At 64.4% G+C, this 12,041-nt stretch carries 10 protein-coding genes and 1 riboswitch; of the genes, 7 read left to right on the top strand and 3 right to left on the bottom strand.

Translation table 11 applies throughout. The annotated features are described in order from the left end of the window. Positions 1 to 122: 122 nt before the first annotated feature. On the bottom strand, positions 123 to 635 hold the full coding sequence (locus CIT40_RS31635) for a GcrA family cell cycle regulator (RefSeq protein ID WP_094892503.1): 513 nt from the start codon (positions 633 to 635) through the stop codon (positions 123 to 125). A 454-nt stretch (positions 636 to 1,089) separates the two neighbouring features. Between CIT40_RS31635 and CIT40_RS31630 the strand changes: the two genes are divergently transcribed. The 3 genes from CIT40_RS31630 (at position 1,090) to CIT40_RS31620 (ending at position 4,419) form a co-directional block, all read left to right on the top strand. Continuing rightward, complete coding sequence (locus CIT40_RS31630; RefSeq protein ID WP_094892502.1) at positions 1,090 to 2,298, top strand: aspartate aminotransferase family protein; 1,209 nt, start codon at positions 1,090 to 1,092, stop codon at positions 2,296 to 2,298. Next, a complete protein-coding gene (gene argF / locus CIT40_RS31625) occupies positions 2,298 to 3,233 on the top strand; it encodes an ornithine carbamoyltransferase (RefSeq protein ID WP_094892501.1) in 936 nt (311 codons plus the stop codon). The genes CIT40_RS31630 and argF overlap by 1 nt, the downstream gene beginning before the upstream one ends. A gap of 166 nt (positions 3,234 to 3,399) precedes the next feature. Beyond that, positions 3,400 to 4,419, top strand: coding sequence for an Hsp33 family molecular chaperone (locus CIT40_RS31620; RefSeq protein WP_094892500.1), 1,020 nt, complete (start codon positions 3,400 to 3,402; stop codon positions 4,417 to 4,419). Positions 4,420 to 5,376: 957 nt separating this feature from the next. Here the strand turns inward: CIT40_RS31620 and apaG are convergent. Continuing rightward, positions 5,377 to 5,769 carry a Co2+/Mg2+ efflux protein ApaG gene (apaG, locus tag CIT40_RS31615; RefSeq protein ID WP_162307912.1) on the bottom strand — a complete coding sequence of 131 codons (393 nt, stop codon included), beginning with the start codon at positions 5,767 to 5,769 and terminating at the stop codon, positions 5,377 to 5,379. A gap of 178 nt (positions 5,770 to 5,947) precedes the next feature. Between apaG and CIT40_RS31610 the strand changes: the two genes are divergently transcribed. The 4 genes from CIT40_RS31610 to CIT40_RS31595 all read left to right on the top strand — a co-directional run bounded on the left by CIT40_RS31610 (position 5,948) and on the right by CIT40_RS31595 (position 10,371). Next, positions 5,948 to 7,198: an OpgC domain-containing protein gene (locus tag CIT40_RS31610; RefSeq protein WP_094892498.1), complete on the top strand. Its 1,251-nt coding sequence runs from the start codon at positions 5,948 to 5,950 to the stop codon at positions 7,196 to 7,198. Continuing rightward, positions 7,198 to 7,980 carry an SGNH/GDSL hydrolase family protein gene (locus tag CIT40_RS31605; protein ID WP_094892497.1) on the top strand — a complete coding sequence of 261 codons (783 nt, stop codon included), beginning with the start codon at positions 7,198 to 7,200 and terminating at the stop codon, positions 7,978 to 7,980. The genes CIT40_RS31610 and CIT40_RS31605 overlap by 1 nt, the downstream gene beginning before the upstream one ends. 12 nt (positions 7,981 to 7,992) lie before the next feature. Beyond that, positions 7,993 to 8,979, top strand: a complete 987-nt coding sequence (locus tag CIT40_RS31600; RefSeq protein ID WP_094892496.1) for an SGNH/GDSL hydrolase family protein — start codon at positions 7,993 to 7,995, stop codon at positions 8,977 to 8,979. Between the two features lie 108 nt (positions 8,980 to 9,087). After that, positions 9,088 to 10,371, top strand: coding sequence for an IS701 family transposase (locus CIT40_RS31595; RefSeq protein ID WP_094890650.1), 1,284 nt, complete (start codon positions 9,088 to 9,090; stop codon positions 10,369 to 10,371). A gap of 301 nt (positions 10,372 to 10,672) precedes the next feature. On the opposite strand, the gene CIT40_RS31590 is transcribed toward CIT40_RS31595, so the two are convergent. Next, on the bottom strand, positions 10,673 to 11,860 hold the full coding sequence (locus CIT40_RS31590; protein ID WP_100298071.1) for an O-succinylhomoserine sulfhydrylase: 1,188 nt from the start codon (positions 11,858 to 11,860) through the stop codon (positions 10,673 to 10,675). A gap of 74 nt (positions 11,861 to 11,934) precedes the next feature. After that, positions 11,935 to 12,014: riboswitch (SAM riboswitch) on the bottom strand. Between the last annotated feature and the right edge of the window lie 27 nt (positions 12,015 to 12,041).

The raw sequence follows: 12,041 nt of genomic DNA, 5'->3' as shown, positions 1-12,041 counted from the left end.
ATTCAGGAGTGATCGTCCCGCGCAATATCAGCGTCCGGGATTATGGGTCCCTGCGTTGGCAGGGACGACATCCGATGTGGTGAGCCGCCTTCGCGCGACGACCAAAAAGCGTGCTGATAATCCTACCGCGGTCCCGGCTTCGGTGCCGCACGGCGCCGGTCCGCCGCCGGCTGATACGCCACGCGCGAATGCTGGGCGCAATAGGGCAGGCCGGACAGCGCCTTGCCACCGCAGAAGAAGAAGTCCGGGCTGGAGGGATCGCCGACCGGCCAGTGGCAGGTCGCCTCGTTCAGCTCCAGCAGCGACAGCCGCTGGCTCATCGGCACCACGTTGTCGTAGGTGACCGGCTCGGCCTCCACCTCGACCTCGAAGGCCTGGGCCAGCGCGGTGTTGCCGCGCGCGACGGGGCGGGTCACCCGCATCATGTGCTGGGCGGGGCGCGCCTTGCGCGGCCGGGGCGCTGCCGAGGACGGGCTCTTGGCGCGGCCGGACAGACCGAGCCGGTGCACTTTGCCGATCACGGCATTGCGGGTCACATTGCCGAGCTCAGCTGCGATCTGGCTGGCCGAAAGTCCGGCCTCCCAGAGCTTTTTCAGCTGCTCGACGCGATCATCGGACCAGGTCAAAACCGTCATTGCACCCTTTCCCTCGTCGCGCGGCTGCCGTCCTGGCGCCCATGCGGCGATTGCTAAGCCTCGAAAAACCCGTGCCGCCAGAATCCCTTAAGGCTCGCCGGGCGCGACTGACGCCCGAACGTTTACGCCGGTACATGAGGACTCTTGAGATCAGAACCACTGCACGAGATGTCGTATCTGACAATTCAAACGCTACAATATGGCGTGACTCCCGCGCAAGAGTCCGCCGACTCGCTTCCACATGTTCCGTGGTGAAAACCCGCAAAATCGGCACCGCAAGACTACGGATTCAACGTTTCCCGAGGCTTTCCGGGCGGCATTGACACCCGTCTTGCCAGGCATAAGATAGTCCCGCGTGCCGCCCTTAAAAGGCGGCACGTTTCGTTTTCCGGGCCGGTGGATGGTGCGTTGCGCAATGCACGCGTCACATCGTCCTCAACATCCAAGTGACATCATGACGAACAGCGCAGCGCCGCATTTGCTCCCCGTTTTCGCCAGAGCCGACCTCGGCTTCGAGCGCGGCGAAGGCTGCTGGCTGATCGCGACCAATGGCGATCGCTATCTCGATTTCACCTCGGGTGTGGCCGTGAATGCGCTCGGCCATTGCCATCCGCATCTGATCAAGGCGCTGCAGGAGCAGGCGACCAGGCTCTGGCACATGTCGAACCTGTTCCAGAGCCCGGATGGCGAGAAGCTCGCGAACCGGCTCTGCCAGGAGAGCTTTGCGGACTTCGTGTTCTTCTGCAATTCGGGGGCCGAAGCGCTGGAGGGCGTGATCAAGCTGGTGCGCCATCATCACTTCTCCAAGGGGCACCCGGAGCGCTATCGCATCATCACTTTCGAAGGCGCCTTCCACGGCCGCACGCTGGCGACGCTGGCTGCGACCGGCTCTGCAAAATACCTCGAGGGCTTCGGTCCGCCGATGGAAGGCTTCGACCAGGTGCCGCATGGCGACATCGAAGCGGTGAAGAAGGCGATCGGTCCGCAGACCGCCGGCATCCTGATCGAGCCGATCCAGGGCGAGGGTGGTGTGCGCTCGGCGCCTCCTGGTTTCCTCAAGGCGCTGCGCCAGCTCTGCGACGACAAGGGCCTGCTGCTCGCTTTCGACGAGGTGCAGACCGGAATGGGCCGCACCGGCGATCTCTTTGCTCACAGGCGCACCGGCGTCACGCCTGACGTGATGTCGCTGGCCAAGGCGCTTGGCGGCGGCTTCCCGATCGGCGCCATACTGGCGACCGCGGACGCGGCCGCCGGCATGGGGCCCGGCTCGCACGGCTCGACCTTCGGCGGCAATCCGCTGGCGATCTCCGCGGCCAACGCGGTGCTCGACGTCATGCTCAAGCCCGGCTTCTTCGACCACGTGCAGAGAATGTCGCTGCTGCTCAAGCAGAAGCTCGCCTCCGTGATCGACCGTCATCCCGACGTCGTCAGCGAAGTGCGCGGCGAGGGCCTGCTGATCGGCATCAAGGCCGTGGTGCCTTCCGGCGATCTGGTCGCGGCGCTGCGTCATGAAAAGCTGCTCACCGTCGGGGCCGGCGACAATGTCGTGCGTTTCCTGCCGCCGCTGATCGTGACCGAAGCCGAGATCGAAGACAGCGTCGGGCGGCTGGAGCGCGCCTGTTCCGCGATCTCGTCCAGCCAGACCAAGCGGGCGGCAAGCTGATGAGCAAGTCTCCGCATAAAACTCCGAAGCACTTCCTGGATATCAACGAGCTGCCCTTGTCGGAGCTCAAGCGCATGCTTGCAGCTTCGTCCGCGATGAAGGCGAAGCAGAAGGCACATCAGCCGGTGCGGCCGCTCGAGGGCAAGACGCTGGCGATGATTTTCGAGCGCCCGTCGACCCGGACCCGCGTGTCGTTCGACGTCGCCATGCGCCAGCTCGGCGGCGAGCCCATCATGCTCACCGGTGCCGAGATGCAGCTCGGCCGCGGCGAAACCATCGCCGACACTGCGCGCGTGCTGTCGCGCTATGTCGACGCCATCATGATCCGCATCCTCAATCATGACGCGCTGCTGGAGCTTGCGGCCAACGCCACCGTGCCTGTCATCAACGGCCTGACGCGGCGTTCGCATCCCTGCCAGGTGATGGCCGACCTCATGACCTATGAGGAGCATCGCGGCCCGATCGAGGGCAAGACCGTGGCCTGGACCGGCGACGACAACAACGTGCTGGCGTCCTGGGCGCATGCCGCCGAGCGCTTCAAGTTCCAGCTCAATGTCGCAACGCCGCCGGAGCTCGCGCCGAAAAAGGCGATGCGCGACTTCATCAAGGCGACCGGGGCCCCGATCATGCTCGGCACCGATCCGGAAGCCGCCGTGCGCGGCGCCGACTGTGTCGTCACCGACACCTGGGTGTCGATGGGCGACAAGGAAGGCGAGCACCGCCACAACGTGCTCAAGCCCTATCAGGTCAACGGCAAGCTGATGTCGCTGGCCAAGCCCGACGCGCTGTTCATGCATTGCCTGCCCGCCCATCGCGGCGAGGAGGTCACCGACGACGTGATCGACGGTCCGCAATCGGTCGTGTTCGACGAGGCCGAAAACCGCCTGCACGCGCAGAAGGGCATTCTGGCCTGGTGCTTTGACGCGGTGAAGTGACTTTGTAGCCCGGATGGAGCGTAGCGAAATCCGGGTTGTTTCCACACGCGGACTGGCCCCGGATTGCGCTATGCTCCATCCGGGCGACGCAGTCCGTCGTTCCGCGAATGACGGAATGCGGCCATGCCTCTTTCATTTTGCATCGATCGCCCCCAGATAACGCCCCATGGTTTCCCAATCCCCTGAGATGAAAGCCGGCCCCGAAGGCCCGGTTCGCGCACCATCCGCGGTTCCGATCGACGATGCCGTGCTGCCCTACGAGGTCGACGCGCTCGACGTGCGCGGGCGGCTGGTGCGGCTCGGACCGGCGCTCGACGACATCCTGACCAAGCACGATTATCCGGCGCCGGTCGGCAAGCTGCTCGGCGAGGCCATCGTGCTGACGACCCTGCTCGGCACAGCGCTGAAATTCGAGGGCCGCTTCATCCTGCAGGCCCAGACCGACGGTCCGGTGTCGTTCCTGGTGGTGGACTACCAGGCGCCGGATCGCCTGCGCGCCTATGCGCGCTTCGACGCCGCGCGCCTCGGCGATGCCCAAAAATCCGGAATGGATTCCGGCACGCTGCTCGGCCGCGGTCATCTCGCCATGACCATCGACCAGGGCCCCGACATGAGCCGCTACCAGGGCCTCGTCGCGCTCGACGGCGGCAGCCTGGAAGACGCCGCCCACGAATATTTCCTGCGCTCCGAGCAGATTCCGACGCGCGTGCGCCTCGCGGTCGGCGAGGAGTGGCGTTCGAACGACGGCGGCAAGCATCGCTGGCGCGCCGGCGGGATGCTGATGCAGTTTCTGCCGAAGGCGCCGGAGCGCGCGCGGCAGGCCGATCTGCATCCCGGCGATGCCCCCGATGGCGTCGAGGTGCACGCTGTCGCGGAGGACGACGCCTGGGTCGAGGCGCGTTCGCTGATCGAGACCGTCGAGGACGTCGAGTTGATCGATCCCGAACTCTCCGGCGAGCGGCTGCTGTTCCGCCTGTTCCACGAGCGCGGCGTGCGCGTGTTCAATCCGATCGCTCTCAAGGCGCAGTGCTCCTGCTCGCGCGATGCGGTCGCCTCCATGCTGAAGAGCTTCTCGCCCGAAGACCGCGCCGACATGGTCAAGGACGACAAGGTCGTCGTGACGTGTGAGTTCTGTTCGTCGGTGTACGAATTCACGCCGGACGAGGCGGGCGTCGAGGACGCGTAAGCGAGCTCTCGGAACGTAGCCCGGGTGAGCGCAGCGATACCCGGGAGGTCACCCGCGGAGATCCCGGATGTCGCTGCGCTCATCCGGGCTACGGGACCGAGCCTGTGTCGGCCTCTGTCAATCCACGCGCGCGAAAATATTCTACTTTACCGAAATTCGGTTTCGGCGTATGTGTCGTCCATCCCGGCTCACCCAAGAGGGGCGACGTGAAGTCGTCATGTTCGCGAGCCGGGGATGCGGTGGACGCGGCAGCGTCGGCACGAGAGGTGCGGACAGGGCGGGTAGTCCCTGTGAGCTCGCAACCGCGTGCGGACGACGGCGCTGCTAGGTTCGTCTCGTTCGTAAGTTTTCGGCTCTGTCGACGGAGTCGGAAATACTGCGGGCGAAATGGCGGGCCGTGCGTACGGCAAAACCGTGTGGTCCTGACCGTCGTTGCCACGGTCAAGTTTCCGCGAAGGTGCGAGCGAGCCCAACCGGGCAGACTGCATCATCCAAATTTGCGGGGCGAGGGAGGCCAGAAGGAAAGTTCGGCTCCCGGGAGATCACGGCATAAGCCGTGCAACCATCGCGCAGGGAAGGCCGAGTGATCGGCGACACCTGTATGCTGCTGTGCGGTTCCTTCTGCGTGTGCATTTGCGCGCAGCGGACCGCGGGTGCCAGCCGGCACCCGGCCTTCCCTGCGCCCTCTTGGATCAAGAGGGTGGCGAGACCAGGCAAAGCTCGGGCGAATTGCGCCGCGAGAATGCGAAGGCGTGTCTGCTCATAAACATCGTTGATGCGGGATCAACCCTAAGACCGTCACCCTGAGGTGCGCGCTCTGCGGCGCATCGCGCCGCTGAGCAAGCCTCGAAGGGCGACAGCCCGGCTGCATCGGGGCCGTGCATCCTTCGAGGCTCCCCATGGGACGCGTTGCGTGCCATGGCTCGCGCCTCAGGATGACGGGACTGCGAAGCGCCCCTAGTTCAACACTCGCTTGCTGTCCGGGCTGTCCAGCGAAAATGCCGGGACGTCGATCTCGAAGCGCTCGCCGCTTTTGGTGACCATCTGATAGCGGCCGGTCATGAAACCGGAGGCGGTCGAGAGTGGGACGCCCGAGGTGTATTCGAAGCGCTCGCCGGGGGCCAGCGTCGGCTGCTCGCCGACCACGCCTTCGCCCTTGATCTCCTGCTGGCGGCCGGAGGCGTCGGTGATGATCCAGTGCCGCGTCTTGAGCTGCACGGTCTCCTCGCCCGAATTTGTGATGACGATGGTGTAGGACCAGAAATAGCGGGAACGGTCGGCCGAGGATTGTTCCGGAACAAAGTTCGGCTCGACGGTCACTTCGATGTGGCGGGTCACGGCGCGGTACATGGCTGCTACCATACCGAAATCCGGCTCCGGAACCAAACCCTGGAGCCGGCTTTGGCGACATCGTCCCGCCAGAATTCAAGGGGAATGACATCCGGACTTGATCCGGTCGCTTTGCGAGACGACGGCCGGACCGGTACACTCCTCAACGTCGCGATTTGCGCAAGGGTTTTGGGCCCCGATGGCCATTGCCGACCAAGTGACGGGATCGACGATCGCGGGAACAGCCAAGCCCGCGGAGGCGAAGCCGCGCGCGAGGGCGCCGGCCATCACGCTGCCCGCCATCGGCGAGCGCGAGCTCCGGCTCGACCTGTTCCGTGGCCTCGCGCTGTGGCTGATCTTCATCGACCATCTGCCGGCCAGCCTGCTGACCTGGCTGACGATCCGCAATTACGGCCTCAGCGACGCCACCGAGATCTTCATCTTCATCTCCGGCTATACCGCCGCCTTCGTGTACGGCCGCGCGATGCTCGAGAGCGGCGTCGTCATCGCCACCGCGCGCATCCTGCGCCGGGTCTGGCAGATCTACGTCGCCCACGTCTTCCTGTTCACGATCTTCCTCGCCGAGATCTCCTACGTGGCGACCAGGTTCGAGAACCCGCTCTACACCGAAGAGATGGGGATCATGGACTTCCTCAAGCAGCCCGACGTCACCATCGTGCAGGCGCTGCTCTTGCGTTTTCGCCCCGTCAACATGGACGTGCTGCCGCTCTACATCGTGTTGATGCTGGCGCTGCCGCTGATCCTGTGGCTGATGAAATGGCGCCCCGACGTCACGCTCGGCCTCTCGGTCCTGCTTTATGCGGCGACCTGGGAGTTCGACCTCTATCTCTCGGCCTACCCGAACGGGTTCTGGGCCTTCAATCCCTTTGCCTGGCAATTGCTGTTCGTGTTCGGAGCATGGTGCGCGCTCGGAGGTGCGCGGCGCATGTCGCATATTCTGGCGTCGCCGGTGACGATGTGGATCTCGATCGCTTACCTCATCGCGGCCTTCTACGTCACGCTGACCTGGTACGTGCCCCAGCTGTCGCACCTGATGCCGAAATTGATCGAGCAATGGATGTATCCGATCGACAAGACCAATCTCGACGTGCTGCGTTTCACGCACTTCCTGGCGCTGGCCGCGCTCACCGTGCGCTTCCTGCCCCGGGACTGGCCGGGCTTGAAATCGCGCTGGCTGCGCCCATTGATTCTATGTGGCCAGCATTCCCTGGAGATCTTCTGCCTCGGCGTCTTCCTGGCCTTCGCCGGCCATTTCATTCTCGCCGAAGTCTCCGGCGGGGCAGCCATGCATGCGCTGATTAGTCTCTCCGGGGTCCTGATCATGTGGGGCGTGGCCTGGGTGATTTCGTGGTACAAGCGCGTGGCTGACAAGAGCGGTGCGAAGATCAAGAACGCCGTCGGCAACGCCGATCTGGCGGGAGGGGGCTGATGAAGGCGAAGGTTCTCCTGAGCCTTGTCCTGCTATTCGGTAGCCTCGCCGCGCCTGTGGCGCGTGCGGGCGATGCTGCTGCGCCTGCCGTTGCCACTGCGCCCGCGGCGTGCGAATTGCCCTCTTATCTGCTTACCAGCGAAAGCCAGCTTCCCAAGGTCGCCGAGGTCATCAAGGCCGGCAAGCCGCTCGAGATTCTGGTCATCGGCAGCCGCTCGACCACGATTCCGTCCTCGGAAGCCAGCTCCTATCCGGCGCGCATGGAAGCAATTTTGAAGGAAAAGCTGCCGCCTTCGGAGGCGGTGCACGTCTCCGTAGAAATACAGAGCAAGAAGACGGCGGAGGAGGCCGCCTCCACTTTCGTTAAGCTGATGGAAGCAAAAACGCCTACTTTGGTGGTCTGGCAGACCGGGACCGTGGATGCTATCCGATCCATCGATCCCGACGAATTTCGCAGCGCCGTCACCGACGGGGTTATTGCGCTGCAAAAGGCAGGGACCGACGTCGTTCTGATGAATTTACAGTACAGCCCGCGTACCGAGACGATGATCTCGGCCCAGCCCTTTCTCGATAATATGCGCGTGGTGGCGCAGGAGCACGACATCCCGCTGTTTGATCGTTTTGCGATCATGCGGCAGTGGAATGATCAGGGTCAGTTCGACCTGTTCAGCCCGTCCCGCGGGCCCGAGCTGGCGAAACAGGTCCATGATTGCATTGGCCGGGCGTTGGCACAGTTCGTGATCGACGCAGCCCATCTGGAGCCGGCCCAGCAGCAAAATTGAGGTCTAGCGTTAATGAGTTCTCTCCGCCCTTTTTGCCTGACGGCATGGCTGGCCGCGCCTGCAGCAGCAGTGCTGTTGCTGCTGGCACCGGCCGCGCATGCGCAGAGCCAAGCCGCGCAGGCGACGCCCGCGCCGGCGCAGTCGGCTGATCCCGCGCCCGCTTCGCCCTCCCAGACCACCGTCGCGGCAAGGTCATCCGAGCAGCGCGGCGTCACCGCGCGCGCCATCGACAAAGTGAAAGAGGTCGCGAAGTCCGCCGCCGATATTTTCAGCCGGGTGCCGTGCCTGCCGCCGAAAGGCGGCGCGAAGGCGATGGGCTCGCTGCCGCATGTCGCGGGCAAGCTGGTCGCGGGCAAGCCCGTCGTCATCGTCGCGTTCGGCTCGTCGTCGACCGCGGGCTTCGGCGCCAGCTCGCCGGAGTTCAACTATCCGAACCGTCTCGCCGCGCAGCTGCGCCGCCACTATCCGACCGCCGACATCTCCGTCGTCAATGCCGGCGTCGGCGGCGAGGATGCGCCCGAGATGATGAAGCGCCTTCAGACGCAGGTGATCGACGTGCATCCGGATCTCGTGATCTGGCAGGTCGGCACCAACGCGGTGCTGCGCAATCTCGATCCCGGTGAGACCGCAAAGCTGGTCGAGGACGGCATCAGCCGCATCCAGGCCGCCGGCGATGCCGACATCGTGCTGGTCGATCCGCAATATTCGCCGGCGGTCAACCAGCGCAAGGAGAGCGCCGGCAAGATGGTGAATTTGCTCGGCAAGGTTGCCGAGCTGCGTCACGTCGGCATCTTCCCGCGCTTCGAGGTGATGCGCGATTGGCACGAGAACCAGTCGATCCCGGTCGAGAGCTTCGTCATCGCCGACGGCTTGCACATGAACGATTGGGGCTACGCCTGCTTCGCGCAGCTGCTCGGCGACGACATCATCCGCTCCGTCGGCCAGATCAAGTTGGGCGTGAACGTGCCGGCGGACGTGCGGACATACCGGCCGATGTGACTCGGTGCCGTAGGGTGGGTTAGTACTACTGAGTCAGCCTGTCGCGGTCTATTGAGACTGAGAATCAAGTATTTGGGGAGATTCGTTATTTGGCACTTGGAGGGCCAGATGGATCTCGATCAGGGCGGAGATTGCGAAGCGCGGTTTGGGAAGTACGTAGCGGGTCTTGGGAGCGTGATCGGTCACGCGGATCGGACGAGGCAGCTGCGTGACTACTGCACCGGCCTGATACTGCCGGGTGAGCGCAAGAGCGTGGAGCCGATGGCAGCGCGGACGGCACCGGCTCGAGCGTCCGCCCAGCACCAATCTCTGTTGCATTTTGTCGCCGACGCGACCTGGTCGGACGAGGATGTGCTCGCCAAGGTGCGAGAGCTTGTGCTGCCTGCGATCGAGAGGAGCGGACCGATCGAGGCGTGGATCATCGACGACACCTCGTTCCCCAAGCAAGGCAAGCATTCGGTCGGCGTACATCACCAATATTGCGGGCAACTCGGCAAGCAGGCCAATTGCCAGGTGGCAGTGTCGCTGTCGATCGCCAACCGCTCTGCCAGCTTGCCGGTCGCCTATCGGCTCTATCTTTCACAGGAGTGGGCCAAGGACCGTGTCCGACGGAACAAGGCAGGCGTTCCGAAGGAGGTCAAGTTCAAGACAAAGTCGCAAATTGCACTGGAGCAGATCAGATGGGCCTGCAAGGCCGGCCTGCCGCGCGGCGTTGGACTGATGGACGCGGCCTATGGCAGGGACTCGCAACTGCGCGCGGGCATGACGGAGTTGGGGGTGCCTTACGTGGTCAGCATCGTGCCGACCATATTGATGTGGGCCCCAGGCAGCGGCCCACGGCGGATGGACAAGCCGATGAACAACACGGGCCGTCGCGACGAGCCCGATCTGATCTCGGCCAAGAAGGTGGCGCTCGGTTTGCCGAAGCAGGCCTGGCGCACGGTGACGTGGCGCGAAGGCTCGGCTGAGAAGTTGTCCTCGCGCTTCGCGCATGTGCGCGTCCGCGTCGGGTACAACAAGCTGATCCCCGAGACATCATCGCCCGAATGGCTGTTGATCGAATGGCCGGAGGGCGAAGCAGAGCCCACCAGATACTGGCTCTCGACCTTGCCCGAGACTATCGACATCCAGCAGCTCGTCGACATGGCCAAGCTGCGTTGGCGCATCGAGCGCGACTATCAGGAGCTGAAGCAGGAGGTCGGACTCGGTCACTACGAGGGACGCGGCTGGCGCGGCTTCCATCACCACGCGACCCTGTGCATCGCGGCTTATGGGTTCTTGATCGCCGAGCAGGCGATGATTCCCCCCTCAGGACCTCGTTCCGTCACGCCGCTCCAGGTCCCTGCCTTACCCGACGATTATCGACCCAGAGGCTCTGCCCGCGCGGCCTGAACGCCACGTCCCAAACTCGATCGCAACCGTGCGCGTGCGGCTGATTTACGATCTCATCAAAACCTTGTCACGGTGTCCCTGCTGCGGAGCCATCGCCCCACCTAGAACCCGACGAACGACCGTGACGCAGTAAGATTAGGCGAAGCCGTAACCCACCATGCATCAACTGCCGTAGGCGGGGGTGGTACCGTAGGGTGGGCAAAGGCGCAAAGCGCCGTGCCCACCATCGCTCACTGAGACGAAGGAAGCAGGCGTGGGCACGCTTCGCTTTGCCCACCCTACGAGATTCGGGCTCGGTGGCTCACGCCTTCTCCAGCGCCGCGGTGAGATCCTCGATCAGATCATCCGCATGCTCCAGCCCCGCCGAGAAGCGGATGAACCCTTCGCTGATGCCGAGCGCGGCGCGGTCCTCCGGCTTCAGGCGCTGATGCGTCGTGGTCGCCGGATGGGTGACGAGGCTCTTGGCGTCGCCGAGATTGTTGGAGATCTTCGACAGCTTCAATGCATTGAGCACGCGGAACGCCGCCGGCTTGCCGCCCTTGACCTCGAAGCCGACCAGCGTCGAGCCGCCGCGCATCTGCTTTTTCACCAGCGCCGCCTGCGGATGATCGGCGCGGCCCGGGAAGACCAGCCGCGAGATCTTCGGATGGCTCGCCAGCACGTCGGCGACGCGCGCGGCGGTCTCGGTCTGCGCGCGCACACGCACGCCCAGCGTCTCCAGGCCCTTGAGCAGGACCCAGGCGTTGAACGGCGAGATCGACGGGCCGGTCTGGCGCATGAAATTGTGGATGTGCTCGGCGATGAAGGCCTCGGACGACAGGATGATGCCGCCGAGGCAGCGGCCCTGGCCGTCGATATGCTTGGTCGCGGAATAGACCACGACGTCGGCGCCGAGTGCGAGCGGGCTCTGCCAGATCGGCGTTGCGAACACGTTGTCGACGACGAGCCGCGCGCCGGCCTTGTGCGCGATCTCGGCGATGGCAGGAATGTCGAGCACATCCAGCGTCGGGTTGGTCGGGCTCTCCAGGAAGAACGTCTTGGTGTTGGGCCGCACGGCGCGCTGCCATTCGTCGAGATTGGCTCCGTCAACCAGCGTGGTCTCGATGCCGTAGCGCGGCAGCAGGTCCTGCACGACGTAGAGGCACGAGCCGAACAGCGCGCGGGAGGCGACCAGATGATCGCCGGCCTTGAGCGGCGCCAGGATCGCGGTCGTCACCGCGGCCATGCCTGTCGCGGCCGAGCGGGCGGCCTCGGCGCCTTCGAGCTCGATCATGCGGCGCTCGAACATCGCGATGGTGGGATTGGAATAGCGCGAATAGATGAAGCCCGGATCCTCGCCCTTGAACCGCGCCTCGCATTGCTCGGCGCTGTCGTAGACATAGCCCTGGGTCAGGAACAGCGCCTCCGACGTCTCGCCATATTGCGAGCGCAGGGTGCCCGAATGGACCAGGCGGGTTTCGGGACGGTAGTTGGCAGTCGACTTCGACATAGGTACCTCCGACATGACCGTCTCGTCGAAAACGGTCACAAAAAAACCGGCCTGGATATATCCACGGGCCGGGATCACAGAGGTCCCCGGCCTGTTTAGCGACTTATTTAACGTGGCTGCAAGCCGGCCGGCTCAAATCACCACGGGATAAGTGATGCTCATAATCCGCAATGCCCTTTCC

This window comes from Bradyrhizobium amphicarpaeae (assembly GCF_002266435.3).
Lineage (GTDB): Bacteria > Pseudomonadota > Alphaproteobacteria > Rhizobiales > Xanthobacteraceae > Bradyrhizobium > Bradyrhizobium amphicarpaeae.
This window is presented reverse-complemented; position numbering and strand designations above follow the sequence as displayed.

Bases quoted from the DNA above. Each gene is read 5' to 3' on its own strand.
- CIT40_RS31635 (WP_094892503.1), bottom strand. From the start codon at position 635: ATGACGGTTTTGACCTGGTCCGATGATCGCGTCGAGCAGCTGAAAAAG.
- CIT40_RS31630 (WP_094892502.1), top strand. From the start codon at position 1,090: ATGACGAACAGCGCAGCGCCGCATTTGCTCCCCGTTTTCGCCAGAGCC.
- argF (WP_094892501.1), top strand. From the start codon at position 2,298: ATGAGCAAGTCTCCGCATAAAACTCCGAAGCACTTCCTGGATATCAAC.
- CIT40_RS31620 (WP_094892500.1), top strand. From the start codon at position 3,400: ATGGTTTCCCAATCCCCTGAGATGAAAGCCGGCCCCGAAGGCCCGGTT.
- apaG (WP_162307912.1), bottom strand. From the start codon at position 5,769: ATGTACCGCGCCGTGACCCGCCACATCGAAGTGACCGTCGAGCCGAAC.
- CIT40_RS31610 (WP_094892498.1), top strand. From the start codon at position 5,948: ATGGCCATTGCCGACCAAGTGACGGGATCGACGATCGCGGGAACAGCC.
- CIT40_RS31605 (WP_094892497.1), top strand. From the start codon at position 7,198: ATGAAGGCGAAGGTTCTCCTGAGCCTTGTCCTGCTATTCGGTAGCCTC.
- CIT40_RS31600 (WP_094892496.1), top strand. From the start codon at position 7,993: ATGAGTTCTCTCCGCCCTTTTTGCCTGACGGCATGGCTGGCCGCGCCT.
- CIT40_RS31595 (WP_094890650.1), top strand. From the start codon at position 9,088: ATGGATCTCGATCAGGGCGGAGATTGCGAAGCGCGGTTTGGGAAGTAC.
- CIT40_RS31590 (WP_100298071.1), bottom strand. From the start codon at position 11,860: ATGTCGAAGTCGACTGCCAACTACCGTCCCGAAACCCGCCTGGTCCAT.